Annotated in this window: 23 protein-coding genes; 21 read left to right on the forward strand and 2 right to left on the reverse strand. The window is 61.3% G+C overall.

The features are described 5' to 3' along the window. Positions 1-354 precede the first annotated feature (354 nt). A complete protein-coding gene (locus tag ACWGTO_RS23405) occupies positions 355-780 on the forward strand; it encodes a hypothetical protein (protein ID WP_454577168.1) in 426 nt (141 codons plus the stop codon). Between the two features lie 215 nt (positions 781-995). Here the strand turns inward: ACWGTO_RS23405 and ACWGTO_RS23410 are convergent, their stop codons facing one another. Next, the gene (locus tag ACWGTO_RS23410; protein ID WP_454577169.1) at positions 996-1871 is read right to left on the reverse strand and encodes a DUF5996 family protein; all 876 of its coding nucleotides are present in this window, start codon (positions 1869-1871) and stop codon (positions 996-998) included. Between the two features lie 201 nt (positions 1872-2072). Beyond that, a complete protein-coding gene (locus tag ACWGTO_RS23415; protein ID WP_454577170.1) occupies positions 2073-2903 on the reverse strand; it encodes an alpha/beta hydrolase in 831 nt (276 codons plus the stop codon). Positions 2904-3411: 508 nt separating this feature from the next. On the opposite strand from ACWGTO_RS23415, the gene ACWGTO_RS23420 reads away from it, so the two are divergent. The 20 genes from ACWGTO_RS23420 (at position 3412) to ACWGTO_RS23515 (ending at position 26910) form a co-directional block, all read left to right on the forward strand. Continuing rightward, positions 3412-4341 carry an MBL fold metallo-hydrolase gene (locus ACWGTO_RS23420; protein WP_454577171.1) on the forward strand — a complete coding sequence of 310 codons (930 nt, stop codon included), beginning with the start codon at positions 3412-3414 and terminating at the stop codon, positions 4339-4341. 62 nt (positions 4342-4403) lie between these two features. Beyond that, positions 4404-4616, forward strand: coding sequence for a (2Fe-2S)-binding protein (locus ACWGTO_RS23425; protein WP_454577172.1), 213 nt, complete (start codon positions 4404-4406; stop codon positions 4614-4616). Between the two features lie 53 nt (positions 4617-4669). Next, positions 4670-5149, forward strand: a complete 480-nt coding sequence (locus ACWGTO_RS23430; protein ID WP_454577173.1) for a VOC family protein — start codon at positions 4670-4672, stop codon at positions 5147-5149. A 102-nt stretch (positions 5150-5251) separates the two neighbouring features. Beyond that, positions 5252-6166 carry an MBL fold metallo-hydrolase gene (locus tag ACWGTO_RS23435; RefSeq protein WP_454577174.1) on the forward strand — a complete coding sequence of 305 codons (915 nt, stop codon included), beginning with the start codon at positions 5252-5254 and terminating at the stop codon, positions 6164-6166. A gap of 755 nt (positions 6167-6921) precedes the next feature. Next, positions 6922-7680 (forward strand): SDR family oxidoreductase, encoded by a 759-nt coding sequence (locus ACWGTO_RS23440; protein WP_454577284.1) that lies wholly within the window; start codon positions 6922-6924, stop codon positions 7678-7680. Between the two features lie 487 nt (positions 7681-8167). Further along, positions 8168-9004, forward strand: coding sequence for an alpha/beta fold hydrolase (locus ACWGTO_RS23445; protein WP_454577285.1), 837 nt, complete (start codon positions 8168-8170; stop codon positions 9002-9004). 90 nt (positions 9005-9094) lie between these two features. Next, complete coding sequence (locus ACWGTO_RS23450) at positions 9095-9505, forward strand: cupin domain-containing protein (protein ID WP_454577175.1); 411 nt, start codon at positions 9095-9097, stop codon at positions 9503-9505. Positions 9506-9543: 38 nt separating this feature from the next. Continuing rightward, positions 9544-9981, forward strand: a complete 438-nt coding sequence (locus tag ACWGTO_RS23455; RefSeq protein ID WP_454577176.1) for a CBS domain-containing protein — start codon at positions 9544-9546, stop codon at positions 9979-9981. Between the two features lie 737 nt (positions 9982-10718). Further along, the gene (locus ACWGTO_RS23460; protein WP_454577286.1) at positions 10719-11963 is read left to right on the forward strand and encodes an HlyD family secretion protein; all 1245 of its coding nucleotides are present in this window, start codon (positions 10719-10721) and stop codon (positions 11961-11963) included. Positions 11964-12093: 130 nt separating this feature from the next. Beyond that, positions 12094-13704: an MDR family MFS transporter gene (locus ACWGTO_RS23465; protein ID WP_454577177.1), complete on the forward strand. Its 1611-nt coding sequence runs from the start codon at positions 12094-12096 to the stop codon at positions 13702-13704. 324 nt (positions 13705-14028) lie between these two features. Further along, a complete protein-coding gene (locus ACWGTO_RS23470; protein ID WP_454577178.1) occupies positions 14029-17664 on the forward strand; it encodes a PAS domain-containing protein in 3636 nt (1211 codons plus the stop codon). After that, the gene (locus tag ACWGTO_RS23475) at positions 17661-18317 is read left to right on the forward strand and encodes a response regulator transcription factor (protein WP_454577179.1); all 657 of its coding nucleotides are present in this window, start codon (positions 17661-17663) and stop codon (positions 18315-18317) included. Before ACWGTO_RS23470 ends, ACWGTO_RS23475 begins: the two co-directional genes overlap by 4 nt. Then, on the forward strand, positions 18304-18693 hold the full coding sequence (locus tag ACWGTO_RS23480; RefSeq protein WP_454577180.1) for a response regulator: 390 nt from the start codon (positions 18304-18306) through the stop codon (positions 18691-18693). The genes ACWGTO_RS23475 and ACWGTO_RS23480 overlap by 14 nt, the downstream gene beginning before the upstream one ends. After that, the gene (locus ACWGTO_RS23485; RefSeq protein ID WP_454577181.1) at positions 18683-19372 is read left to right on the forward strand and encodes a response regulator transcription factor; all 690 of its coding nucleotides are present in this window, start codon (positions 18683-18685) and stop codon (positions 19370-19372) included. Before ACWGTO_RS23480 ends, ACWGTO_RS23485 begins: the two co-directional genes overlap by 11 nt. Before the next feature lie 218 nt (positions 19373-19590). Then, entirely contained in the window at positions 19591-19866 is a 276-nt protein-coding gene (locus ACWGTO_RS23490) for a hypothetical protein (RefSeq protein WP_454577182.1), read from the forward strand. 163 nt (positions 19867-20029) lie between these two features. Continuing rightward, on the forward strand, positions 20030-21013 hold the full coding sequence (locus ACWGTO_RS23495) for an alpha/beta fold hydrolase (protein WP_454577183.1): 984 nt from the start codon (positions 20030-20032) through the stop codon (positions 21011-21013). A gap of 638 nt (positions 21014-21651) precedes the next feature. Beyond that, positions 21652-23208 (forward strand): ABC transporter substrate-binding protein, encoded by a 1557-nt coding sequence (locus ACWGTO_RS23500; RefSeq protein ID WP_454577184.1) that lies wholly within the window; start codon positions 21652-21654, stop codon positions 23206-23208. Positions 23209-23257: 49 nt separating this feature from the next. Next, entirely contained in the window at positions 23258-25060 is a 1803-nt protein-coding gene (locus ACWGTO_RS23505) for an oligopeptide/dipeptide ABC transporter ATP-binding protein (protein WP_454577185.1), read from the forward strand. After that, positions 25057-25920 (forward strand): ABC transporter permease, encoded by an 864-nt coding sequence (locus tag ACWGTO_RS23510; protein ID WP_454577186.1) that lies wholly within the window; start codon positions 25057-25059, stop codon positions 25918-25920. Before ACWGTO_RS23505 ends, ACWGTO_RS23510 begins: the two co-directional genes overlap by 4 nt. After that, positions 25921-26910, forward strand: a complete 990-nt coding sequence (locus ACWGTO_RS23515) for an ABC transporter permease (protein WP_454577187.1) — start codon at positions 25921-25923, stop codon at positions 26908-26910. Positions 26911-26925: the final 15 nt, after the last annotated feature.

The following is a 26925-nucleotide window of genomic DNA, read 5'->3' on the forward strand; positions in this document are numbered from 1 at the left end:
AGGAGCCCGACATGTCGCGCGAATGCACTACTCAATCTGGGTGCAGAGACCGGACGCTTACGGACCGAAGACCGATGGCTAGATAAAAGCCCGAAATGTGCGGCCTATTTCGGTCGTTTTGTTTCAATGAGTTACAAGGCGATTTCACAATGTGTGAATACTCCCTGCACATTCCAGCGATGGCGATTTCTCAATGGTTTCCGTTGTTTGACGCAATGTGCGCTGCGTAGGCGATGACCAACAGGGGCTGTGGCCGGGAAGGGGGCGCGTCCAGAGGTGGCGGCGCTAGTCTCGACAATGGGCCTATCCATCCTGACATGAATGCGCGAGCCGCTATGTTACGGTGCCAGTGAAGTGCAGAACACCAACTTGGCTTGCCACCAAATCAAGGAGAAAGTCGCCACGTCCAGGATCAACCGCCGCGCCTTGCTCTTCCACTCCGGCAGCGCCGTCATGGCCTCGACGGCAACGGCTCTCGCCGCAGAACCGCGCCGAGACCGAGTGGCGTCCGACAAACTGCGGGCATTGATTGAGGAGCACACGGCAGCATACGCCGCGTTCGGCGAAGCCGTCTACGAAATCGGCGGCAGCAGCCGCGACTATGCCAAAGCCGGCCGAGAGGAGGAGAGAGCGCTGCTGGCAATCTGCGCTTATCCTGCGATCAGCGAAGGCGATCGCCTAGCCAAGGCCGGATATCTTTTGGAGATCGAGGCGCGCGGCGAGTTCGACCTGCCAGAGCACATGCAGGCTCTTCTTCGTTCGACAATGTTTAAGACATGAGATCGGCCGCCGACTAGCCTCTATCAAATCGTCCAAAGCTCGCCGGCCAGCAGACGCGTCGAAGCTTCACCGACGTCCGCTTCGCGCCTAATATCGGACTTGAGATCAGCCTCTTCGTATCCTGAATCAGACCTCGCCGTTGAATACGCACATTGCTGGCGCGGTCTCATTTGCTGGCGATCGATGGGACCACCGAGACTGAACCGCTACCTTGTTCAGGCGCGCACATCACGTGGTACCCGAGGGACACCGATGCCACATTCGAGCGCCTGCCGGTCCCACTTCGCCGTCTCGGCCGCCGCCTCGTAGGTCGATTGCAGAAACGCCATGAGATCGCCCTCAGGATCGGCGCTGGTCCGCACGACCTCGTATGGCAGCAGGAACTCGCCCAGGGATCGCTCGAAGCGGGCCGCGCTCGGCGCGACGGGCCGGTCGGCGAATCCGTCCAGTACCGGATAGACGTAGGAATAGAACATCGGCTCGTCCACGCCGCTTCCCCCGGGCCAGAAGCCGGCCGAGGATACCACGTGGCTATATGCCTCCTGCGTGACGGTATCGGGAAGTCCAGGGATCCCACCCGGATGGAGCGGCGCCCTGCGACCAGAGAATCGCGTCACGGCAAGATCGAAGGATCCCCAGAACAGGTGCACCGGCGAAACCTTGCCGAGAAATCCGGTGCGGAAGCGATTGAACACTCGGTCGATCCGCACCAGCGCCTCGTGGAAGCGCTGCACGGCCGCTCTGTCGTAGGGCCGCAGCGCAGCATCCTGCACAAATGGCATCGCATCGGGGATCTCGTTAGGAACGCCGTGAATGTCCATCCGCCCGCCAAGCCGTGCGACCAGCGCGGCGGTCCGGTCCAGAAAATCAGCAACGCTCATCGCCTCTAGGGGGAAAATCTCGCGAGCGTTGTGCGTCTCCCCGACCAGAACATGCTCCCGAAGATCGAAGGTCAAGGCGATGGCCGTCTCTCCGTCAGACACCGCACCAGTTGTCAGGCCGCGTGGCGTGACGTAGAGCGTGGCGTGCCAGGAGTGGTTCATCCAAGGCGCGTGCGCGAGACGGTACTTGCCGACGATCTGCGTCCACATAGCAGCGCGGTGCAGGTCTCAGCCCAGTCGCCGTAGGGCAAAGGGGGCCAGACGTCCTTGCAGTGCTGGCTCATCCGACCGGCTCCATGTCCTGATGTTTCTTCAGCGTTCCGAACATTGGTAAGCAGGTGCTATCAGCACAATGTCGAGTACGTTTTGCTTAATTGATGATATTTGCGCCTTTTGATAGCTCATCACCGATCAAGACTTGGCGATTTTTAGGGCAGCAGGACGGCCTTCAGAAGCAGAATATTGGCGGCGGCTGTTCTTCACCGCCCAGTCGAGCGCGAAGTCTGCGACTTCCTCCCAGCCCGGCTGAATACAGGTCCAGTGGGCGCGGTTGGGATAGATCTTGAGCTCGGTCTTCGACGGCGCCTGTTTCTGCTGCTCGAACATGGCTTTGGTCATCTTGGCCTCGGCAATGAGGTCGATGCCGCCGCCGATGAGAAGCAGAGGTGCGCGATTAGGGTTGTCCCAGCGGATCTTCCCTGCGGCCGAGACCAGGCCGTCCCAGTAGATTCTCCCAGGCGTGGGGACGATGTAGCGGTCATACATGCCATCGACCTGCGCCAGCGGCACGACCTGTGCGAAGCGCGTGCTGAAGAACCTGCGCGACATGGTCATGACGCGCCGCCAGCTTCCCCAGGAAAGGAACACGGGGAAAGTCGACTTGATGGTCTGCCACCCGACCAGCACGCCAGAAGTCGGCGCGGGGTCGATGACGACGCCGGCCACGCCGAGCCCGCGGTCAAGCAGGTGCTGCGTAACGGTGCCGCCGAACGAGTGCCCGATCAAGATGGGCGGCTCGGGCAGTGCGCGTATGAGGCGATCGTAGTGATTGATGAGTTCGTTGATGCCGACCTTGGCAAGAGCGGGATTTGGGGACGCACGTAGCTCGGCCGGAGTACGGTCGTCGAGCGGCCACGACGGAGCGACAACCGCATAGCCCTTGGCCTCATAGCGGGCCTTGAAGCCTTCCCAACTGTGGGCGTTCAGCCAGGCGCCATGAATCAGCATGATGGTCTTGGACATTGGTCGCTCCGTCGGTTCTGCCTGATAGCCGTGGGCACCGGTGCGCAGCGCCATCACCAATCGGGCCGAGCCGTCTGTCGGTGCCACACGCCCGTGCTCCATGTTTGCCGATCGACCAGCGTGCCGACCGGATTCATGTGGAGAACGCTATGTCGAGAGCGCGCGTGCAGTCGACTGCATCAAGGCCGTGGACGACCCATACCGCAGTATAGGATTGATCGTGATCCTACGCGACCGGCGTACCGCCGAGATGCAAGAGGCACAGCCGTCGTTGCCTGCTCGAGCGGTGTCTTCCGACGCTTCCGCCAGATCACCCGTGCTTGCAACGGGGTCTGCCATGGACCTTCGCACTGCCTGACCGATACTTCCGTTTGATAGTCGCGCATGCCAACGGCGGCGCAATCTCCGCAGACGCCGGGTGGCTGTCCTTGGAAGCATTTGCCAACCCACGGGGTCAACGGCGGAGGCGGTCGATGGCCGTGGGAAAGGCGATCAACAGGAGACGAACATGAACGTAAACATGAGCCTGGACGACATTTCACACTCCGGTCGACCTGGGTCCGACGAACTCGTTCCGTCGCGCTACGCGCTGAAGGTTGGCGAGATTGACGTGCTGGTTGTCAGCGACGGGATCCTGCCAATTCCATCCCCGACCATCGCATACAACGTCGACCCGGCCGTCCGGTCAGCCTGGCTGGAGGACGAGTTCCTGTCTCCGGAGATGCTCGAGTGGCCGCTGAACGTGGTCGTGGTGCGCAGCGGCGGCCAGACCATACTCGTCGATGCTGGCCTGGGCGCGGACCCGGACTTGCATCTGCCGCGGGCTGGGCAGTTGATCCATCGTCTGAAGGCTGCCGGCATCGATCTCGGGTCAGTGACCGACGTGGTGCTGACCCACATGCACATGGACCATATTGGCGGGCTGCTCATAGACGGAGTGAAGGACCAACTGCGTCCGGACCTGCGGATACACGTGGCGGCCGCCGAGCTAAAGTTCTGGGAGTCGCCTGATTTCTCCCGCGTCTCCATGCCGGAAGGGTTCCCAGACGCACTTCGGCGGGCAGCCGAGCGGTTCGCGAACGAGTACCGCAACCAGCTGCGTCCGTTCGATCAGGAGTACGAATTGGCGCCGGGCGTAGTCCTCCAACGCACCGGCGGCCACACCCCCGGGCACAGCGTGGTCCGCCTGGCGTCAGGCGGTGACCGGCTGACATTCGCCGGGGACCTCGTGTTTCAGGTCGGATTCGATCATCCCGACTGGCACAACGGCTTCGAACATGACCCAGAGGAAGCGGCACGCGTCCGCGTCAGTCTCATGCGGGAGCTCGCGGCGAACCGCGAGCCGCTGGTGGCCACCCACCTGCCGTTCCCTTCGGTTTGCCATGTGGCTGTGGATGGCGACGCCTTTCGTTGCGTACCGGCTGTCTGGGACTACTGACCGCCACCGTGTGAGAACCGAACCAGCCTAGATAAGGTCGTCATCGAGAGGGCTGTCCCGACATGATCATCTGTTCATGCAATGTGTTGAGCGATCAGGACGTCCGCTCCGCCGTCGAGGCGGACCAGACGCGCTCGATCAGTCAGGTCTATGGCTGTCTCGGCTCCAGGCCCAAGTGCGGCCATTGTGCGCGCGCCATCCGCCGCCTCATGGACGAGGCGCTCGGCAGCGCGTGTGCATCCTGTAACGGCTGCGCGCGGTCCTCCGAATGCTGACGGGGCCGCCGCCAGCCGACCTCTGGGAGTAACGCTGCCGAAATGGAGCAACCATGACAGACCCTGCCCCCCACATCGACTTCGCCAACCTGCCCGCGCCATCCGAGGGCATCTTGGTGACGTTGTTCATCACCGTGCGCAAGGTCGCCCGGTCCCGGGACTTCTACTCGCGCGTGCTAGGGGGCACCGTCGTCCTGGACGAGAACCCGTGCATGGTTAAGCTGTCCAATTCGTGGATCATCATGAACCCCGGCGGGCCGCCCACCGGCGACAAGCCGGGCATCTCGGTGGTCGACTACCAGCCCGGCAATACCACCTCGATCTTCCTTAACTTGCGGGTCGCTGACATCCAGGCCTGCTACGTGGAATGGAAAGCAAAGGGGGCGGAGTTTGTCACGCCTCCCATCGATCGTGGAGCGGAGATTCGCTGTTACATGCGTGACCCGGACGGCTACCTCATCGAGGTCGGCCAGTCCACCGGCCTGCCGCACGGCAAGCTCGCCGTGAAGCGCCCGGAGGACCTCTCTGGCTGAACTCTGTCACCCGCCGGCAACTCCGGTCGGCAACCCACCACCCGCCAATCTGGCGCACTTCGACAAACCCATGAACAGAAAGATGACGAAAGGACACAGACAATGAACGTGATCACGAAAATGGACGGCATTCGGCAGGGGCCCGACGAGTTGGTTCCCTCGCGCTATGCCGTGCGGGTCGGCGACATTGACGTCTTGGTGATCAGCGATGGGGTGGTAACGCCGCCAGCCGAGTCAATGGCCACCAACGCCGACCCGGCCGTCCGGGGGGCCTGGCTGGATGACATGTTCCTGTCGCGGGACTCGTTCGATTGGGCGCTGAACGCGGTGGTGGTGCGCAGCAGCGGCAAGGTCATCCTCATCGACAGTGGAATAGGAGGGGAGGTCCCGGACTTCCCGCGGGCCGGGCAGTTTGGACATCGACTAGCGGCCGTCGGCGTCGAGCTCGCGTCCGTGACCGACGTGGTGCTGACCCACATGCACTTTGATCACGTCGGCGGGCTGCTCGTCGACGGGGTGAAGGAACAGTTGCGCCCGGACCTGCGGATTCACTTGGCCGCTGCCGAGGCCAAGTTCTGGGAGTCACCCGATTTCTCCCGCACCGCCATGGGGCCGATGCTCTCGGACGTGGCGCGCCGGTCTGCCAAGCACTTCCTGGACGAGTACCACAGCCAGCTACGGCCGTTCGAGGCTGAATACGAGGTGGCGCCGGGCGTGGTCGTCCAACGCACCGGCGGCCACACCCCGGGGCACAGCGTGGTCCGTATCACGTCCGGCGGTGACCGGTTGATGTTTGCCGGCGACGCGATTTTCCCGGTCTCGTTCGACCACCCCGAATGGCACAACGGATTCGAACACGACCCCGAGGAGGCGACCCACGTTCGGCTCCGTCTGATGCGGGAGTTGGCGGAGACCGGCGCGTGGTTGGTATCCACGCACATGCCGTTTCCGTCCATCGGCCGCGTGGCGGCCGTCGGCAACCTCTTCCGTTGGGTGCCGGCCTGGTGGGACTACTGACCGCGCGCAGGGCCGAACGAGCCGCGATACGATCTCCGTCCGAGAACTATCGCGCCATGATCATCTGGTCATGCAATGTGTTAGCGATCAGGATGTCCGCTCCGTGGTCGAGGCGGAGCGGACGTGCTCGGTCAGTCATGTCTATGGCTGTCTCGGCTGCAGGCCCAAGTTGGGCCGCTGCGTGCATACCATCCGTCGCCTCGAGCGGCAAGGGTTCGCGGCTTTGACGACATGGATCACGGGCGCTGTCGCACTGCAAAGTGTGCGCGGGTGTCGATTTGACTGAGCGCCACCGCCTTTCCCCACGCTCGGGGATCCAGCGATATTTTTCTATAGTGTTAGGCGTGATGACCTGTCTCCCTTCGGCAAAGAGCTGTGTGGAAGGGGAAAGTCTGACCTGAAGCCGACGCACGTTTTCCACGACGCGAACGGCTTTGCGCCACATCTTGTTCGAGGAGATTTTGGCGTTTGCCGAAAGCTGCCTTCCAGCGACTTAGCTGCTGAATGCGGTCTTCCAATCACTCCTGACGGCATGTTGGTTTGGCTAGCACATGAGACGGTGTCTCCTTGCTGACTAGGGTCCCCAATCGACGGATGCATCTATCCTAGACCTTGGCATCACATGACAGATGCTTCCGTTCGATAGTCTGGACCTGCAGCTCCGGTGCATCGTCTGGAGCGAAGACAGCCGATGCGCCAGGCAGTTGGCCCGGTCAGACAACTCAACCCTGAAACACGAACGAGGAGGTTTCATGATGAAGATCGTGGTTATTGGTGGCACCGGGCTGATCGGCTCGAAAACAGTCGAGAGGCTGCGCAGGAAGGGACATGAAGTATTCGCCGCGTCACCGAACGGCGGTGTCAACACGATTACCGGCGAAGGCCTCGCCGAAGTGCTCACCGGAGCGCAGACCGTCATCGACCTGGCGAATTCGCCTTCCTTCGAGGACAAGGCGGTTCTGGAGTTCTTCGAGACCTCCGGCCGGAACTTGCTCGCGGCCGAAAAGGTGGCGGGCGTCAAGCACCACATCGCACTTTCGATCGTGGGCGCCGAGCGTCTGCCTGACAGCGGCTATATGCGCGCCAAGATGGCCCAGGAAAAGCTTATCCGGGGCTCCGGCATCCCTTACACCATCGTCCACTCAACGCAGTTTTTCGAATTTCTGGGCGGCATCGCTCAGTCAGGAACAGTCGGGGACACCACAACAGTTTCGAGTGCCTATTTTCAGCCAATCGCATCTGACGACGTCGCGGACATCATGACCGACGTCGCGCTCTCACCGCCGGTCAACGGCGTGATCGAGATCGCAGGCCCGGAACCGATCCGCATGAGTGAGATGGTCGCGCGGTTTTTTAAGGCTACGAACGATCCGCGCAAAGTAACAGCGGATCCCCACGCGCAATATTTTGGCACGCAGCTGGACGACCGCTCGCTCGTGCCAGGCGACCATCCGCGCATCGGCACAACGCGCTTCGAAGACTGGTTCAGCCACGCCCCGCTCCAGCGGCATTGATATGCTGCACCATGTCCTCGATGCCGCGATCATCAAGTAAAATGTGAAGCGGCACAACGTGCTGACAAATAAGAAAGAAGAAAATCGGATGACATACCACGTGAAAGAGCAGGCGATCACAGACGGACTTACTGGATTTTACGTCTACAACGACGAAAATTACGTCGCCGGGCCGTGGATCGAGGGCTGGGAGGCCGAGCGTTACATCGAAACCCTGACTGAAGGGCGCTATATGGCAAAGGCTGACCGCACGACCGTCATGCGGGGCCGCAGAAGTAGCGGCAAACTTGTACTGCGCGATAGGTTCGAGCATCAGTCCCATGATGCCGGCGACTTCGAACACGATCTGAGTCATCGCGCGTCGCGCCGTGATGTCTTGTTGGGCGCCTTTACCACCGCGGTTGCGGCCGGTCTGGTCCGCGCTACACCCGCTCGGGCGGAGCACCAAATCCTTCCATCTACCGCGGCAAGCAGAGGAGCAACGAGCATGGGCACGATCACCACCCGTGACGGCACGGAAATCTACTACAAGGACTGGGGCTCCAAGGATGCCCAGCCGATCGTATTCCACCACGGGTGGCCTCTGAGCGGCGACGATTGGGATACGCAGATGCTCTATTTTCTCGGCCAGGGCTACCGCGTCATCGCCCATGACCGGCGCGGCCATGGCCGCTCGGCACAGGTGAGCGAAGGTCACGACATGGACCACTACGCCGCTGATGCCGCCGCCGTGTTCGAACATCTCGACCTGAAAAATGCCGTTCATGTCGGTCACTCCACCGGTGGCGGCGAAGCTGCTCACTATGTCGCGCGGCATGGTCAGCATCAGAACCGTGTAGCCAAGCTCGTGCTGATCGGCGCCGTGCCGCCGATCATGGTGAAGACGCCTGCCAACCCAGGCGGCCTGCCAATCGAAGTTTTTGACGGCTTGCGCAAGGCGCTTGCGGACAATCGGGCGCAGTTCAACCTCGATTTCTCGGGCGGTCCTTTTTACGGGTTCAACCGGCCGGGCGCGAAGCCAATTCCGGGCGTCATTCAAAACTGGTGGCGGCAGGCGATGATGGGCAGCGCCAAGGCACAATATCAAGGCATCAAGGCCTTTTCAGAGACCGACTTCACCGACGACCTAAAGGCCATCAATGTGCCAACGCTCGTGATGCATGGCGACGACGACCAGATTGTTCCCATTGCCGACTCGGCGCTGCTCTCGGCCAAGATTCTGAAAAACGCGACACTCAAGGTTTACGAGAAATTCCCGCATGGCATGTGCACGACCCATGCCGATACAGTGAACCCGGACTTGCTCGCCTTCATCAGGTCATAGGCTCGCGCCGCGTCCCCCCGGCAAGAGCCCGATCGCCGGCCGCCCCTCCCATCGGCCGGCGATCCCCTTTCACAAACAGGAGCCAAGAAAATGATCAGAACGACCCTCTTCATCGCTGCCGTCGCAGCCATCTCCGCAACCGGCGCCCTGGCCGACGATTCGCACGGCGCCAAGGCCACGCTGGTCTACGACCAGCCGCTGCCCAACGTGCCAGGAAAGAGCATCAAGGGCGTGCTCGTCGAATACGGGCCTGGCGGAAGTTCCCAGGCGCATACTCACGCAAAATCGGCTTTCATCTATGCCACGGTTCTCGAAGGAGCAATCAATACTCAGGTCAACTACGGTCCGGTGAAAACATATCGGGCCGGCGAAAATTTTTCCGAGTCCCCGGGTGATCATCACACCTTCGAGGAGAATGCCAGCAAGACGGAACGCGCTCGGATGCTTGCCGTATTCGTCGTCGATACGAAAGACACCAATCTGACGACCTTCGACAAGTGAGCTCGACCGAAGGAAAGGCGATCTCTCGGAGGATTTTGATGCAAATCGAACAACTCAACGCGATGACGAAGGCTCGCCTGATGGTGATCGACGCCAATGCGGCGGTGCAAGCCGCCGCTCTTTCGCTTTCGAAGCCCGGTATTGGCCTTGTCGTTGTGTGTGACGACAATGGAGCGGCGGCAGGCGTTCTAAGCAAATCCGACCTCATCCGCCACCTTACCAGCCCGGGATCGCCGGCGCCGCTGGCCTCGGCCCTCATGACCAGCTCAATCGTGTCATGCGGTCCGCAGGACGATCTTCACACCGTCTACCAGACTATGGCTTCGCGAAGCTTGCAAAACCTCCCTGTGCTCGATGTCGGCGCAAAGCCTCTCGGCATATTGGATATACGTGATGCGATGAGAGCTCTTTTCCGTGAAGAAGAGGTGGAGGAGCAGATGCTCTTCAATTACGTCACGGGCGTTGGATACCGGTAGATAGTCTCTGTAACGGAGGTACTGCCGCAGCGCGACCACGACCTTGCCGGGCTAGGCGTTAGCGCGCGTGATGACCTTGTCCAAGATCCCGATGTCAAAGCCTTTCTTTAGGATTGCGATCCGCGAGCTTAAAATTAGCCGCTCTGGCTATTGCCGCTCCGGCAATCATGGGTTCGTCCGCAAAACCGGCGATCTAAGCGCAATGGAACCGGGCACCGCTGAAGCCATCGGGACTGGATCCGTTGGGCCTCGATTTCCAATCTCTGGGGCGCGTGCATCCTGCACCTTTGCAGAGGGTCTCAGATACTCACGTAGAATGTCTTTGCATGACGTGGCGGGGCATTCTGCTCCCTGTAACTGACTACGAAGCTTTGACGGAGGAAAGCAATGCGCAGTGCCATTGGAATGCCGTCGCACCGGGCCCACCTGGCCGTGCCAGCTTTCATTGGCCGTGCCATCGTTGCGATGTCGGAATTCATCCAACTGCCATCTGGGGCGCGCGACTTCATTTCACCGCGCTACAGGCCCGGCCTCCTCTGCATTAGGCGCGCGGCACCGGTCCGTGCGCGTCGCGCAACCGATGTTGAAGCCAGGCAGGTGAAGGGCGAGCATAGGGGAGTCGGAAGCTGTTGGGGAGTATCGCCCGTCCAACGGCAGATCTGGCGGAAAACGCCATGAACGACAGGACGAATGAGATGTCCGAAATGTCCCGAACAGATTTCGGAAACGCAACCGAGATGGTGCCGGGGAAGCAGCCGGCGGCCTTCGTCGAGCGACCGGCGAGCCCGTCCGCCGAACAGCTCGAATCTCTACCGGTTCGCGGGGAGGTTACTCCCGGTGGAGTCGTTGCGCCGGTGCCGAGGCGCCGCTTCAAGCGCATGGCTCTCGCGACCACACTTCTGGCCAGCATAATTGGCGGCGGTTATTGGGGGCACGGTTACTGGACCACGGGCCAGTATCTGGAGTCGACCGACGACGCTTATTTGAAGGCCGACTACACGACTGTGGCCCCAAAGATTTCGGGCTATATCGCCGCCGTGCTGGTGCGTGACAACCAGATGGTCGAGGCAGGGCAGATTCTCGCCCGCATCGACGACCGCGACTTCCGTGCCGCGCTTGCCCAGGCGTATGCCGAGGTCAAGGCCGCCGAGGCGGCCGTCCGTAACCTCGACGCACAGATTGCGCTCCAACATTCGCTAATCGAGCAGGCAAAGGCGACGGCCGCCGCAACGCAGGCCTCGCTGACGTTCGCCAGCGCCGACGCCGATCGATATACGACGTTGGCCAAGAGCGGCACTGGCACCGCCCAGAAAGCCCAAGCCAGCCGCGCCCAAGCCGACCAGCTCGTCGCCGGCCTGCAGCGCGACGAGGCTTCCGTGGCTGCAGCGCAAGCCAAGATCGATGTGCTCGCCACCGAGCGCGACAGTGCCGTGGCCCAAATGGACCGTGCCGAAGCAGCCGCCGAGCAGGCCCGGCTGAACCTTTCCTACGCTACGATCACGGCACCGGTGGATGGAACGGTCGGCGCGCGCACGCTTAGGGTCGGGCAGTATGTGGGATCAGGCACGCAACTGATGGCTGTCGTGCCGATGGATGCTGTTTACGTCGTCGCCAACTTCAAAGAGACGCAGCTCGCCCATGTCCGCGACGGTCAGCCGGTGCGCGTTACCGTCGACGGCTTTCCGAGTGTCCAACTGAAGGGGCACGTCGACAGCCTGTCGCCAGCGAGCGGCCTGGAGTTCGCGCTGCTGCCGCCCGACAACGCAACTGGCAACTTCACCAAGATCGTGCAGCGTATCCCAGTGAGGATCGCCATCGACAATCACGAGTTCGGCGGGCTGCTCAGGCCTGGCATGTCCGTCGAGCCGACCATCGACACGAAGGCGACCGTGCTGGCTGAAGCAGGCAGGTTCGCCGAGGCCGACACATTCGCCGGCAACACGGAGGCGGCCGCGGACGGCGCCCGGGTAGAAGAGCGTTGAGCGCCAAATCAAGCCGAGCTTGCCAAAAACGCCAATCCGACGGTGCGGACTGACGACCTTTCCACCGTTCGCGCGATGTTTGACACGCGCTGTCATGCCCATTCTTCCATGAGTTCAAGGACCCGCAATCATGACCTCCGCTGTCTCCTCGTTCCCAACTTCGGCTCGCGCCCAGAGCGCTGCCGGGACAGTTGGTACCGCCAATTCGGCACGGGTTTGGGTGGCGGTGGTCGGCTCTGCCCTGGGCGCATTCATGGCCGTGCTCAACATCCAGATCGTCAATGCTTCGCTTGCCGACATCCAGGGGGCGATTGGGGCCGGGATCGACGACGGCGGCTGGATCTCGACCTCGTACCTCATTGCGGAGATTGTGGTGATCCCTTTAACCGGCTGGCTGTCCCAGGTCTTCTCGCTGCGTACCTATCTGATCACCAATGCGGTGCTGTTCCTCGCGTTCTCGGTCGCCTGCGCCTTCGCCGCCAACCTGGGTCAGATGATTGTTTTAAGAGCGATCCAAGGTTTCACCGGTGGCGTACTCATCCCGCTCGCCTTCACCATCGTCATCACACTGCTGCCGAAAGCCAAGCAGCCGATCGGCCTGGCGCTGTTCGCGCTGTCGGCTACGTTCGCGCCGGCGATTGGCCCGACCATCGGCGGCTATCTCACTGAAAACTGGGGCTGGCAGTACATCTTCTACGTCAACTTGGTGCCCGGGGCGCTGATGGTCGGCATGCTGTGGTTCTCGCTCGATCGAAAGCCGATGGGGCTTGGCCTGCTCGGCAAGGGCGACTGGTCGGGCATCGCCACGATGGCCCTCGGGCTGGCTGCGCTGCAGACCGTGCTCGAGGAGGGCAACAAGGAAGACTGGTTCGGTTCGCCCTTTATCGCGCGGCTGGCGATCGTCGCAGTCGTGTCGCTGACGCTGTTCGTCTGGATAGAGCTCACCTCGAGCCATCCGTTACTGAATCTCAGGTTGCTCGTCCGCCGCAACTTCGGCTTCGGCATCCTCGCCAACTTCCTGCTTGGCATTGCGCTCTACGGCTCGGTCTTCATTGTTCCTGTCTATCTCGCCCGCATTCAGGGCTACAATGCCGAGCAGATCGGCTTGGTGCTTGCGTGGACCGGCCTACCGCAGCTCGTCCTGATCCCGCTGGTGCCTGGCCTCATGCAGCGGTTCGACATTCGTCTCGTCATCGCGATCGGCTTTGCGTTGTTTGCCGCCTCCAACTTCATGAACATCCACATGAGCGGATCATATGCCAGCGACCAGCTGTTCTGGCCGAATATCGTGCGCGCCATCGGCCAGGCCCTTATATTGGCGCCGCTCTCGGCGATCGCCACGTCAGGTATCGAGACGGAAAATGCCGGCTCGGCTTCGGCCCTTTTCAATATGACTCGCAACCTCGGCGGCGCCGTCGGCATCGCGCTGCTGCAAACTTTCCTCACCAAGCGCGAGCAGTACCATTCGAACGTGCTAGTACAATCGGTGTCCGTGTTTCAGGACGCAACCCGCGTCCGCATTGCGCGGCTCACCACCTACTTCCTGTCGCATGGCATCAACGACCAGGCACTCGCCGCACAAAAAGCGATTCTTGCCATCGCGCTGAGGGTCCGCCAGCAGGCCTACGTCATGGCCTTCAATGACACGTTCCTCCTGCTGGGCGTCAGCTTGACGATCGCGTTGGCGGCGGTCCTGCTGCTGAAGAAGCCCGGCCACGTGACAGCCGGCGGCGCCCACTGACACATTGTGATCGCCAAGATGGGACCGAAGCCCGTAGGCGTGAGCAGTCAGTAAAAGTCTCCGTTCTTATCTGGGATCCGGTCCGCGATTATCGTGGTAAGGTAAGGGGAATTCGCGCTCCTACCAGCGCGGAGCGCGAGACGCTATCAAAGGACATTCGCTGGTTCGTGCCCCAAGGCCAGTAGCGCGCAATGCATGGATTTCCATAGGATGCGCCTTTGATATGGTGGCACTAGGATAATACGGTGTGAATTCGCGCGCCCAGGTAGGTGCTACGCCAAGCGCTGACGGTCCTCGCGCCGTCCTTGTAGGCAGGAGAAGCCGATGATGCGCGCCTGGTCGCACCGTCCAAAATTCTTACATTTGGGGCTTTTTTTCGCGGCTTACGTCTTGGGCTGCGGTTTTGCTCAGCTGCTCGCAATCGTACCTGGAACAGGCATTTCCGTTTGGCCTCCGAGCGGGCTTTTCATTGCCACGCTTGTTGTTACCTCCAGGCGCAGCTGGCCATGGTGGGTGCTGTCCGGCTGCCTGGCTGAACTTTTCAGCAATTACCTTTGGTTCCACAGTCCGCCGGCCGCGGCCTTGCTGATTTTTGTCGGCAACGCTCTTGAGGCGGCAGTCGGCGCCTGGCTCGTGAACCGGACCAGCAAGCGGCCGGGGGAACTGGATAGCCTGCAGGAAGTACTCGCGTTCGTCGTGCTTGCCGCTGGAATTGCGCCGGTCGTAAGCGCGACGGTCGGAAGCGCAACACTTGCTTGGTTTGGCATGCAATCGCAAACCTTCACGGGGGCTTGGCCCCTATGGTGGATCGGAGACGCCACTGGGGTTCTGATCGTCGCGCCGCTGGCGCTGGTTGTGTTCCAGAACTGGCGAGCCAAGGCGCACCTCTCGGCCGCGCGATGGACGGAAGTTTGCGTCCTGGGGCTGATCTTTCTGGGTGTCGCCGCACTTTCCTTGAGCGGTTACTTGCCTTTCGCCTACATCATCTTGCCGCCCCTTCTTTGGGCGGCGGTGCGCTTTGACTTCAAGGGCGCAGCCGTCGCCTTGATCCTCCTTGCTCTGGTCACAGGGGTATTCACAGCATTCGGCGCTGGCGAATTTGCCGGTGATCCCGAGGCCCTAAAGCACAACCAGATTATGCTGCAGCTTTTCCTGGGGATCTCCGCATTATCAGCACTGATCGTGGCCGCTATATCCCGACAGCATCAGCTGGCACTGCTCACATTGGGTGAAAGCGTGGAGGCGCTGCGCGACCGCGAGCAAGAACTCTCGCTGCTCGTAGACATGGTTCCGAGCCACGTTTGGCGATTGACGCCCGAAGGCCAGCCGACTTTTTTCAACAAGCGAATGGTCGATTTCCTCGGCCTGAATGTCGCCGATTTGGACAAGCCTGGGATGAGCAGGCTCGAAGCGGTTATGGAGACTATCCATCCAGACGATGCAGCAGGCTTCGGCGGTTCGCTCCATCGCTGCCTCGACACTGGCGAGAGCTTCGTGATGCGCTATCGCCTGCGTCGCGCCGACGGGGTCTACCACTGGATGTCGAGCCGGGCGGAGCCAATGCGGGACCAGGTCGGGCGCATCGTCCAGTGGTACGGTCTGTGCCATGACATAGACGATCAAGTGAACGCCGAGGAAGCGCTCCGACGAAGCGAGCGGCAGCTCCAGGAGATGGTCGACGCCGTACCGGTCCGGATCTGGAGCGCAATGCCTACGGGCGGGCAGGTCTATTTCAACAAGCGATACGTCGATCATTTCCGCGACGTCATCGCGAATTTCGAAACTCTTGAAGAACCGCGCATCGAAAATTTGCTGCAAGAACTGGTTCATCCCGACGATAGTCCCGAGGTGGAGCGCACATTACAGCATTGTTTCGAAACTGGCGGCTCGTCCGCCATGCGGTTTCGTTGGCGGGAGAAAGACGGCGCCTATCGCTGGGCAGAATGCAGGGTAGCGCCTCGGCGCGACGAAGTCGGAGCGGTTGCGCAATGGTATGGGGTTTCTCTCGACATCGATGATGAGGTGCGTGCGCAAGAGGCGTTGCGCGATCGGGAGCGCGAACTCTCGCAGCTCGTGGACATGGTCCCGGTCCAGATCAGGCGTATGACACCCGACGGCGAGCCGACATTCTTTAACAAGCGCTTGCTGGACTTTTTCGGCCTGGACGACATAGCGGCTTTGGACAAGCCGGGCATGAGCCGGCTGGCTGCAATCATAGGGACCCTCGTCCATCCCGATGATGCAGGTACCCTGCTGGAGACAGCCCGCCACTCCTTCGCCACAGGCGAGCCCTTCTCCGTGAAATATCGCATGCGCCGCGCCGACGGTGTCTATCGCTGGGTTGATGGCCGCGGGGAACCGCTGCGAGATCAAAGCGAAGCGATCGTGCAATGGTACGTAGTTTCCATCGACATCGACGATGAGATGCGCGCACAGGAAGCGCTGCGCGACCGGGAGCGGGAGCTCTCGCAACTCGTGGATTTGGTTCCGAGCCTGCTCTGGCGGTTGAGTCCGGAGGGCGAGCCGACCTTCTTCAACAAGCGCCTGATAAATTTTCTCGGCCTGGACACAGCTGATGCAGACAAGCCGGGCATGAGCCGGCTGGCGGCCTTCATGGAAGCCGCGGTCCATCCTGATGATGCAGCTAGCCTTAAGGAAACGCTCAAGCATTCCTTCGTCACCGGCGAGCGCTTCACCAAGAAGTACCGCCTGCGGCGTGCAGACGGCGTCTATCGCTGGGTGGAAGGCACGGCAGAACCATTGCGGGATGAGAGCGGGCGCATCGTCCAGTGGTACGGCCTCTCGCATGACATTGACGATCAGCTGCGCGTCGAGGAGGCGCTACACGAGAGAGAGCGGTCTCTCTGGCAGCTCGTTGAAACGCTACCGGCAATGATCGATTGCGCCGCGCCGGATGGCGAGCCGAGATATCGCAGCCAGCAGCTCCGCGAATTCCTCGGATACCACCTTGAAGAATTGGACGGAACTGGAAAGTCCCGGTTGGCCGGCACACTCGATGCGGGCGTTCATCCCGATGACCTGGCGGGTGTCAAAGACAGATATGCCCATTCGTTGTCCACCGGTGAGCCCTATGCGCGAAAGCACCGGCTAAGGCGTTTCGACGGCGAATATCGTTGGGTCGAGACGCGCGCGGCGCCAATGCGCAACGCCGAAGGTGCCATCGTGCAGTGGAACGTGATCTGCCTGGACATCGATAGCGAGGTTCGGGCGCAGGACGAGCTTCGTGTAGCGCGAGAGAGCCTTGCCCGTGCGAGCCAGGCGGCGAGCCTTGCCGAACTCTCCGCTTCGATCGCGCACGAGGTCAATCAACCCTTGGCGGCCGTGGTGGCCAACTCACATGCGTGCCAGCGTTGGCTCATGGCGGATCCGCCCAACATCGAGCGGGCGCAGAAAACGGTGGACCGCATCATCCGCGACGCAAATGCCGCCGCCGAGGTCGTTAGCCGCATCCGCGCCTTGTTCAAGTCATCCACAGCGACGAGGAGCTCTATGGCGCTCGATGGCGTCATAGCCGAAGCGCTGGATCTTATGGCCGAGGAGGCGGCGCGGCATCGTGTTCGCATCAATACGGAAATCGAAAGGGATCTTCCGCCCGTGGTGCTCGATCGTATTCAGATTCAGCAGGTGTTGATCAATCTGATGCGCAACGGCACCGAAGCGATGGATTCCATAGGGGATGGCAGAGTTCTGGGCCTGCGCGTGCGCCGGATGGAGGACGCGATCCAAACCGAGATCAGCGATCGCGGGTGGGGCGTCGAGTTCCCCGACAAGATCTTCGAGCCTTTTTTTTCGACGAAGGAACATGGGATGGGTATGGGCTTGGCGATTTGCAGATCAATCGTCGAGTCGCACGGCGGGCGGCTGTCGGTGGAGAAGAACGAGCCGCACGGCGCGAAGTTCATTTTCACCTTGCCGGTAGAAGCGCAAGTGGCGGCATGATGACGGATGACCATATCGTCTTGATCGTGGACGACGATGCGCGTATCCGGGAGGCGCTCGTAGAGTTGCTGGCTTCACACGGCATGCGTGCCGTCGCGTTCGGATCGGCAGGGGATTATGTCAACGCTGATAAGCCGAACGTCCCAGCCTGCCTGGTCCTCGATGTCGAGTTACCGGATATCAACGGCCTCGATCTGCAGGGGCAGATCTCGGAAAGGGATCATCCACCGATCGTTTTCATAACTGGCCATGGCGACATCCCGTCCTCGGTGCGTGCGATCAAGCACGGCGCCGTGGACTTCCTGACCAAGCCTTTCAGTGATGCCGACCTCATGGCTGCAATCCATGCGGCGATCACACTGGATCGGGAATTCAGATCGGAGCGTGCTGAGCTTGGCGTGTTGAAACAGCGCTATCTGGAACTCACGCCACGCGAACGTGAGGTGCTGCCGCTGGTGGTGAGTGGCCTGCTCAACAAGCAGGCCGCCGCCGAACTGGGGATCAGCGAGGTCACTTTGCAAATCCATAGAAGGAACGTCATGCAGAAGATGATGGCGGCGTCCCTAGCCGATCTCGTGCGTATCGCGGAGCGACTGGAAATACCGATAACCCACTCGCGCCGAGCGGGAGGGAGTGAGCGTGAGCAAGCATAAACTTGTAGTGGCGGTTGTCGACGACGATCCAAGACTCCTCGAGTCAATGGAGGAACTTCTTGAGTCAGCCGGCTATGTGGCCCGCAGTTTCTCATCGGCGCGACAATTGTTGATCAGCGGGCTATCGGGGCTGGACGTGCTCATCACCGACATCGGGATGCCTGGCATGGATGGCTTTGAACTTCGTGACCTGGTGAGGAGGGCGCGTCCGGAACTGCCGGTTTTCCTGATCACAGGCCGCCACGAGATAGCCGACCAGGACCGCGCGCAAGGCATCAGCGGGTTCTTCCGCAAGCCCTTCGATGCCCACGCCTTGCTTGCGATCGTCGGCGAGACTTTGCGCAACCATGATACGGAGGACGGACATGAGAGTTGACCAGCCGCTTTTACGGAGATCGGCGCCGTCAGTGCAGCGGAAAGATGAAGCGGAGCAGCCACTCGTCATTATTGTCGATGACGATGCATCTGTTCGGGAGGCGTTGTCGGAATTGATCCTGTCTGCGGGTTTCCAGCCCGTCTGCTTTGCCTCGACCCGCGAATTGCTTGACGCCGATGTGTTGGACAGTCCAGGCTGCCTGATCGTCGACGTGCGGATGCCAGGAGCGAGCGGTCTCGATCTGCAGCGTCATCTGGCGAAAAGCGGAAACCCTAAACCCATCGTCTTTCTGAGCGGGCATGGCGACATTCCGATGACTGTCCAGGCAATGAAGGCCGGCGCCGTGGACTTTCTCACCAAGCCGGTGCGCGACCAAACATTGCTTGACGCTCTGATCGCGGGCATTGCGATGGATGCTGCGCGGCGGGCGCAAGCCGTGGTGGTCAAGCGCAACATCGAGCACGTCGAGACCCTGACGCCACGCGAGCGCGAGGTACTGCGTGAAGTCGCGCGCGGGCGGCTCAATAAGCAGATCGCGTTCGACCTCGGCATCAGTGAAGTGACGGTCAAGCTGCATCGCGGCAATGTCATGCGCAAGATGGAGGCCGCTTCCATCGGCGAGTTGATCCGGGCATGGGAAACACTGCCCGCGCCGATGCGCGAAGATAGCGCGACCTAGACCCTGGCATTAGCCTAACCATGCCTCGGGCCAATGATTGCCCTGCGCCGTGGACCATTCTTCGTGAAAAGCTGCGGCCATCGCCAGTTCAGCGGTGCGTCGGCTCACGACCTTCCCCAAATTTTCAGAAAGCAGCGTAAGACGACTGCGTTGAGCCGAGCATGGGATCCACTCTAGTGACCCAACACCTGTCTCGCCTCAGGCTGGGAAATCGAGCAATGAACTTCGATCCTGCATTCCTGTCGCGACTGGAATTCGCTTGGATCATCGGCTGGCGCGTCCCGCTGCCGGCCATTACGGTGGCCGCGTTCATCGCGGCGCGGGAAGGTCCTTGCTCAACCTGCTCCATGGCACCGCTGTCAGGCTTGGTCAGCAAGAACGGCAGGTTGTCCGATACCGAGCACCGTAGGCCTAGTCTACTCACCGCGAAGGCCTCCGGACATCTTGGCATGCCTATCCTGCACCTTGGCATGGCACGAGAGATGCTTCCGTAGAATAGGTTCGCGGCCCGGATCGGCGCATCATCCTCGCAAGCCATCACGACTGTCGAGTTTCGATCGCTCCTTCGCCCGCCCTCCCGAGTGCGGCTGCGCAGGTCGACCTGATGATCGTGATGGTGAGCCGGACGTTCAATGCCACACATCACGGGTGGAAACGATGACTAAAGATGGACTTTTCTCCGTTGGCGGATCCCGCCGCGATGTCTTGTTGGCCGGCCTGATCGCCACAGTTGCGGCGGGACTGCCTGTTGCTGCTGCGGCTCGTGCTACTCGAAAGCAAAGCCATTCCACCTCTCAATCAAACAAAGGTACCAAGACGATGAGCACCATCACAGCCAAGGACGGCACCGAAATCTACTACAAGGACTGGGGCAAGGGACCGGTCATCACATTCTCACATGGATGGCCGCTGAGTTCCGATGCTTGGGACGGCCAGATGCTTTTCCTCGCGCAGAAGGGCTTCCGAGTGGTGGCGCACGACCGGCGCGGCCATGGCCGGTCCAGCCAAGCCTCGTCTGGCAATGACATGAACGGCTATGCCGACGATCTCGCAGCGGTAATCGAGGCCCTGGACCTTCAGGACGCGACGCTGGTTGGACATTCCACTGGGGGAGGCGAGGTCGCTCGTTATATTGGACGGCACGGGACCACGCGGGTCGCCAAGGCCGTTCTTATCGCAGCTGTGCCGCCGATCATGGTGAAGACGCCGGCGAACCCTGAGGGTTTGCCGATCGAGGCGTTCGACAGCATACGGGCCGGCCTCGTCAAGGACCGCTCGCAGTACTACCGGGACCTGGCACCGTTGTTTTATGGCGCAAACAGGCCCGGTGCCAAGGTTTCCCAAGGGACTCTGGACCAGTTCTGGCTCTGGAGTATGCAGGCGGGTCTCTTGAACGCCTACGAGAGCGTCAAGGCGTTCTCGGAGACCGACTTCACCGAGGATCTGAAGAAATTCGACGTGCCGACCCTGGTCTTGCACGGCGAGGACGACCAGATCGTTCCCGTCAAGGACTCGGCGGTCAAGTCGGCCCGGTTGATCAAAGGCGCCAAGGATATCTACTACCCCGGGGCGCCGCATGGCATCACCGCTACGCACCAGGATCAGGTCAACGCTGACCTGCTCGCTTTCATCAAAGGATAGCGTTCTTTCAATCACGAACTCGGGGCGTCAGTGACTCCCTGGAGGCGACAATGACCTTTTTTGGCAACCTTTCGCGCACTTTGAATCGCATGTCAGGCGGCCCGCGAGGCCAAACGTTGTGCGCTCGCATTGCTGAACGACAGCCCGATTGCTGGTTCTGTCGGCTTATGTCTCGGATTGTAGAACCGAACCACTGCGCCATCGAACTGGCGAGCTGGGTCAGGCGCGGGAGGCCGACTGAGGCGGAATGGCGGATGGACGATCAATGGAGCCACAACCGCTAAGGCATGAAATTCCTGCCGAATAGGCGGCCTGTGCATACGCGCAACCCGTCAGCGAAGTAGCAGCCAATCCCATTTGAGCGGCCATGGGCGGCCCGGCGACGTGCCAGCATCCTATGCCTAGGCATAGGATAACCAGTGCCCAGGACTCTATAGACCCCGACCGACCGGCAGTAGTACCGTCGGAGCGGTACACCGCTTGGTTACAACCGCGAGGATAGCTATCAACGATTGAAAAGCCATCATCGGGTCGGCGCACGCCGGGTTCACAAGAACCAGAGATGCCTCGTTGGCCACTGCATTGATTGCGGGCGGCCTTGTTGCAATCGCTGAGAGACCGAGCCAACGGGAATGCTCATGCAGATATACGCTTACCCAACCAAACGACCCGGCAAGCGCAGCTTCTATCTGTGGATGCTGCTGCTTGCGGTCGGCTTGCTGCTTTCGGTAGCGCCAGTCTACGCTGAGGGGGTGCTCCGCATACCCTACGTGGCCGATATAGGCACGTTCGATCCGGACAACGGGTTCGAGACCGGCGCGATGAGCGCAATCGACAACGTCTACGAAGGTCTCGTCGAGTACGAGCCGGGTTCTATCAAGATCGTTGGTCTGCTCGCTAAAAGTTGGGAGATCTCGGACGACGGGCTGACTTACACCTTCCGCCTGGTCGACGGTGTCAAGTTCCATGATGGCACGCCCTTCAATGCGGCGGCGGTCATAAAGTCGTTCGAACGCCGACGCGATCGTGGACTGATCCTGAGTTACTCCTTGGCCAACGTGAAGGACATGAGGGCGCCCGACGGTTCGACGGTCGTGCTCACGCTCGGCCATCCTCAGCCCTCGCTCCTTGACAGCCTCGCCAGCGCCTGGGGCCCGAAGGTCATCAGCCCGGCGGCGCTGACCGAACATGACAAAGGTGACTTCGCCAAGACGTGGCTCAACGAGCACGCGGTGGGTACCGGTCCATTCAAGCTCGCCGAGTTCAAGCGAGGTGAGCGCTATGTGCTCGAACGCAACGATGACTATTGGGGCGGCAAGCCGTTCTTCCGGCAGATCCAGATTTCGGTCGTGCCCGATATCAGCCAGCAGATACTTCAATTGCAGGCGGGTGCGATCGACGCCGTGCCGATCAACTATCCGTTCGCGCAGCTCACCAGCCTGCCGTCGGGTCTGGAGATCACTACCGCCCCGAGCATGATACCGTACGATCTCTTCCTAAAGCCGAACTCGCCGCTCGACGACCCGGAGGTCCGCCACGCGGTTTTGACCGCGGTCAACCCCGCGCTGTGGGTCAAGGACGCCTTTGGAGAGTTCGCGAGCCTGTCGAAGTCGGTTTATCCGAACGTCATGCTCGACCCGGTGAATCCGATCCGGTTCCCCACCGACTTCGAGGCAGCGAAAGCCGCGATCGCCAAACATGGCGCGGTCAATCTGGTCATTGGCCTCCATAGCGCCAACCCGAGCTACGGCCGCATCGCCGACCTGATGATCGCGCAGCTGGCGTCGATCGGCGTAAAGGCAACGGCGTACGTGCTGCCCTCCGGAGCTGCTTACACGCTGAAGGATGACCCGAACCCTCCCGATTTGCTCCTCACGATCGCGGGCCCGGACGCCGCGCATCCGGAGAGCCAGGCCAAGGTGTTCTTCACAAAGGACGGTCCCCTCAACTTTTTTGGCCGGGTGCTGCCGGAAGCCGATGCCATCGTGGACAAGGCCGGGCAGTTGACCGACGTCAAGGAACGCAATGCGCTCTACGAGAGGGCGGGGCAGATGTATTTCGACGCCGGCATCGTCATCCCGCTTGTTGACGTCAACGACGTGGTTGTCCACGCCAAGGGTCTAAGAGACCTTGGACTCCGTCCCGTGTACCCACCCGGTAACATCGACTTCGCCACCGTTCGCTGGGGACCCTGAACTCCGGCCACTCGGTTCATTCCGGAAGCAGGTCAGGTTCGCACCGCAGATGATCAAGATTGCGCACCGAATGTCGGAACCAGTGACCGAGTCCGTCCTCGCCGTCAAAGAGCTCTCAGTCATTCTCAGCCGCGAAGGCCGTCCTTCCCGTGTCCTCGATGGCATCAGTTTCGGCATGTTTCCGGGCGAGATCATCGCGCTGGTCGGGGAAAGCGGTTCCGGCAAGACAAGCATCGGGCTGACGCTTCAGGGGCTCCTGCCGCGCGAACATCTCCCACAGATTGCAGGCTCGATTCGGCTAGCGGGGATCGAGCTTGTCGGCGCGAGAAGGCGCACCTGGCAGTCGGCCCGCCGACACCTCGTCCGCGCCATCGCACAAGATCCGATGGGCGCGCTTAACCCTACGATGACGATCCGCCGCCAGATGCGAGAATCCAATGGGGGATCCGAGGGATCGATCGAAGACTGGCTCAGCCGAACCGGTCTGCCTGACCCTGACCGCATCGCCGATGCGCTTCCGCATCGCCTGTCGGGGGGACAGCGTCAGCGCGTGCTTATTGCAATGGCGATGATGGCAAGACCGAAGCTGCTCATCGCCGACGAGCCGACCACCGCGCTCGACGTCACCATGCAAGCGCAGATCCTCGACCTGTTGCGCGATCTCGCCCGGGATCAGCAGACGGCAATTCTGTTCGTTACGCACGACCTGGGTGTGGCGGCTTCGCTGGCTGACCGAGTCCTGGTCCTCTACGCCGGACGCATCGTTGAAGTGGGCCGCATGCAGGACGTGGCCCACAATGCCACGCACCCCTATTCCGCCGGTCTGCTCGCGGCTCGATACGATCTGGACTCTGATCGACGGCGCCCGCTTCCCACGCTCCCGTCCGAGCGCACGCCCTCCATAAATGTCGAGAGCGCCTGCGCCTACGCGACACGTTGCCCGATCGCCCAGCCAGATTGCACGGCGATCCGCCCACCGTTGGAGCCTCACTCCGTCCCCGGCGGCGCAGTCGCCTGCCTTCACCACGAACAAACCCCATTTTTGTCAGCGCTGCGCGCTGATGCAAAACCATGGCCGGCCCAGGCGATCCAGGAAACCGCCGCGCTGAGGCTGTCCAACGTCGGAAAAACATATGCGACGGGCCCCCGATCGTTTTGGGGACGGCGTCAACCGCAGCCCGTTCTCAGGTCGGTCAATCTCTCGATCAAGCTTGGCGAGTGCGTGGCCCTGGTGGGAGAGAGTGGCGCCGGCAAGACTACCCTTCTGAGGATTTCGGCCGGGCTCGTGGTACCCGAGAGCGGCACTGTTACACGCTTCGACAAGCTTCCTCCGCAAGTCGTGTTTCAAGACCCCGTGGCGGCGCTGACGCCGTGGCTCACGATCGGCGAGCAGATCGGCGGGCGCCTGCGGGCCGTGTCCCTGGACAGCGACTACGGCCGCCGTCGCGTCGGAGAGGCGATGAAGATCGTCGGTCTCGATCCGGTCTTGATGGACGCGCTGCCGGCCGAACTGTCGGTCGGGCAATGCCAGCGCACGGTTTTGGCTCGTGCGGTCATCGTCCCCCCAAGGCTTCTGCTGTGCGATGAGCCGATCAGCGCCATGGATGTGTCGCTGGCCGCCACCACCTTGAACCTTCTCAGCGACCTTCGGCGACGGCTCGACATGGCCATGCTGTTCGTGACCCACGATCTGGCGGCCGCCAGGATCATCGCCGACCGCGTCGCGGTGCTGAAGGACGGCGAGCTGGTCGAAATTGCGGATCCGGATGCCATCATTGCCGCACCACAGTCCTCCTACACCCGGTCTCTCATCGCGGCGATGCCGAGCCTGCAGAGCGGAGGCGGAAGATGACCGGCAGGCCGATCCACGACACGCTGCCTGCGCGGCCTCGGTTCAACTGGCGCGATTTCTTCCGACGTGCCGGTTGGCTCGAAAGCGTTGGCATCGTCGGCATGCCTGTCGTCACAATTGTGGCCGTGCTGGCGCACTGGATCACGCCGTTCGACCCGCAACTGCGCGTCGCCGCGGCCTATCTGCCGCCTTCGGTCGGACATTGGTTCGGCACCGACGAGATCGGCCGCGACCTGTTCTCGCGCGTCATACTCGGCGTTCAAAATACGTGGCTGCCGGGGCTTGCAGTTATCGGTTTCAGTCTTAGTTTGGGCTCCCTGGTGGGACTGATTTCGGGCCTGATGGGAGACAAGGTCGATCTGGTCATTGATCGAATCGTCGACTTGTTCTTGGTCCTTCCAGGAACGCTCATCGCGCTCGCTGTCGTGGCTTCGCTCGGTCCCGGCCTGGTTAACACGATGATCGCGCTCGCCATTTTCTGGTGGCCCTGGTACGCGCGCATATCCCGTGATGAAATTCGTCGCCTCAAGGCCCGTCCTCATGTCGAGGCGGCGCAGATCGCCGGAGTCCGAGGTCCGCGCCTGCTGCTGCGTTACCTGTTGCCGGGAGTGGTCCCGGCCTTGCTCATCGGGGCGTCACTGGATGTCGCCAACATCATAATGACGTTGTCGCTGATGTCGTTCCTCGGCCTTGGACTGCCTGCACCGGCGCCTGAACTCGGAGCGATGACGTCGCGCACCCTCGACAGTCTCACCGTCCATTGGTGGCTGCCGATCCTGCCGGCCGCGATCATCTTTCTCCTCTGCGTCCTCGCCAACCTTGCGGGCGACGGCGTTCGCGCCGCGCTGAGGGGAGCGTAGATGCTGGCATATCTCGCAAAAAGCATCGTCGGCGCCGTCGTGGTTCTCCTGGTGATGAGCTTCATCGTTTTCGCTCTCCAAAGCATGATCCCCGCAGATCCAGCGCGGGCCATTGCGGGCCCGAACGCTCCACGCGAAACGGTCGAAGCAATGCGCGTGCAGCTCGGACTGGACGACCCAGCTGTCGTTCAGTACGGGCGCTTTCTATTGCGCCTCGCGCATGGTGATCTGGGGACGTCGGTAAGAACCCGGCAGCAAGTGTCTGACGACATACGTCAATATCTTCCCGCTACGCTTGAACTCGGACTGGCTTCTATCGCTTTAGGAGTGGTACTTGCCGGCGTTATGGCAGCGCTTCAGTTCCTGATTCCGGGATCGGGCGGCATAAGGCTCGCTATGGTGGGGGTGGGTTCCACACCGATCTTTCTGTCAGCCTTACTTCTCACTTACTTTTTCTGGTTCCGACTCAATTGGCTTCCCGGCGCGGGTCGGCTTGCCTACCGGGACTTCGCAGGCCCCACGGGACTCAACGTCATCGATGGGATGCTAGTCGGCCGGCCCGAAGTCAGCGTGGATGCGCTGCTGCACATGATCTTACCCGCGCTTGCACTGGCGTTGCCCATTGGCGTCGCGGTTGGGCGAAGCCTGAACGGTGCGCTACACGAGGTTATGAGTCAGGCATATGTCCGGACAGCACGCGGCAAAGGTCTCAGCGAGACAAAGGTTCTATTGCACCACGGTTTGCGCAATGCCGCCACGCCCCCACTGTCGATGCTCGGCCTGCAGATCCGCCTTCTCTTTGGCAATTTGCTTGTCGTCGAGCGCGTTTTCGGGTGGCCCGGTCTGGGTCTTTACACGGTCCAGGCCTTTGCCAGCGCCGATCTCCCGGCAGTGCTGGGCGTCGCCCTCGTTTTCGGGATCTTGTACATCCTGGCCAACACCCTCATCGAGATCGCGCAATCGATAGCCGATCCCCGCATCAGCCTCTGAAAACGCCCCCTCAGG

The sequence above is a fragment of the Mesorhizobium sp. PL10 genome, assembly GCF_053714315.1.

Bases quoted from the DNA above. Each gene is read 5' to 3' on its own strand.
- ACWGTO_RS23515 (WP_454577187.1), top strand. From the start codon at position 25,921: ATGCTGGCATATCTCGCAAAAAGCATCGTCGGCGCCGTCGTGGTTCTC.
- ACWGTO_RS23470 (WP_454577178.1), top strand. From the start codon at position 14,029: ATGATGCGCGCCTGGTCGCACCGTCCAAAATTCTTACATTTGGGGCTT.
- ACWGTO_RS23465 (WP_454577177.1), top strand. From the start codon at position 12,094: ATGACCTCCGCTGTCTCCTCGTTCCCAACTTCGGCTCGCGCCCAGAGC.
- ACWGTO_RS23445 (WP_454577285.1), top strand. From the start codon at position 8,168: ATGGGCACGATCACCACCCGTGACGGCACGGAAATCTACTACAAGGAC.
- ACWGTO_RS23505 (WP_454577185.1), top strand. From the start codon at position 23,258: ATGATCAAGATTGCGCACCGAATGTCGGAACCAGTGACCGAGTCCGTC.
- ACWGTO_RS23510 (WP_454577186.1), top strand. From the start codon at position 25,057: ATGACCGGCAGGCCGATCCACGACACGCTGCCTGCGCGGCCTCGGTTC.
- ACWGTO_RS23430 (WP_454577173.1), top strand. From the start codon at position 4,670: ATGACAGACCCTGCCCCCCACATCGACTTCGCCAACCTGCCCGCGCCA.
- ACWGTO_RS23440 (WP_454577284.1), top strand. From the start codon at position 6,922: ATGAAGATCGTGGTTATTGGTGGCACCGGGCTGATCGGCTCGAAAACA.
- ACWGTO_RS23420 (WP_454577171.1), top strand. From the start codon at position 3,412: ATGAACGTAAACATGAGCCTGGACGACATTTCACACTCCGGTCGACCT.
- ACWGTO_RS23425 (WP_454577172.1), top strand. From the start codon at position 4,404: ATGATCATCTGTTCATGCAATGTGTTGAGCGATCAGGACGTCCGCTCC.
- ACWGTO_RS23455 (WP_454577176.1), top strand. From the start codon at position 9,544: ATGCAAATCGAACAACTCAACGCGATGACGAAGGCTCGCCTGATGGTG.
- ACWGTO_RS23435 (WP_454577174.1), top strand. From the start codon at position 5,252: ATGAACGTGATCACGAAAATGGACGGCATTCGGCAGGGGCCCGACGAG.
- ACWGTO_RS23410 (WP_454577169.1), bottom strand. From the start codon at position 1,871: ATGTGGACGCAGATCGTCGGCAAGTACCGTCTCGCGCACGCGCCTTGG.
- ACWGTO_RS23485 (WP_454577181.1), top strand. From the start codon at position 18,683: ATGAGAGTTGACCAGCCGCTTTTACGGAGATCGGCGCCGTCAGTGCAG.
- ACWGTO_RS23495 (WP_454577183.1), top strand. From the start codon at position 20,030: ATGACTAAAGATGGACTTTTCTCCGTTGGCGGATCCCGCCGCGATGTC.
- ACWGTO_RS23450 (WP_454577175.1), top strand. From the start codon at position 9,095: ATGATCAGAACGACCCTCTTCATCGCTGCCGTCGCAGCCATCTCCGCA.
- ACWGTO_RS23475 (WP_454577179.1), top strand. From the start codon at position 17,661: ATGATGACGGATGACCATATCGTCTTGATCGTGGACGACGATGCGCGT.
- ACWGTO_RS23415 (WP_454577170.1), bottom strand. From the start codon at position 2,903: ATGTCCAAGACCATCATGCTGATTCATGGCGCCTGGCTGAACGCCCAC.
- ACWGTO_RS23500 (WP_454577184.1), top strand. From the start codon at position 21,652: ATGCAGATATACGCTTACCCAACCAAACGACCCGGCAAGCGCAGCTTC.
- ACWGTO_RS23460 (WP_454577286.1), top strand. From the start codon at position 10,719: ATGGTGCCGGGGAAGCAGCCGGCGGCCTTCGTCGAGCGACCGGCGAGC.
- ACWGTO_RS23490 (WP_454577182.1), top strand. From the start codon at position 19,591: ATGAACTTCGATCCTGCATTCCTGTCGCGACTGGAATTCGCTTGGATC.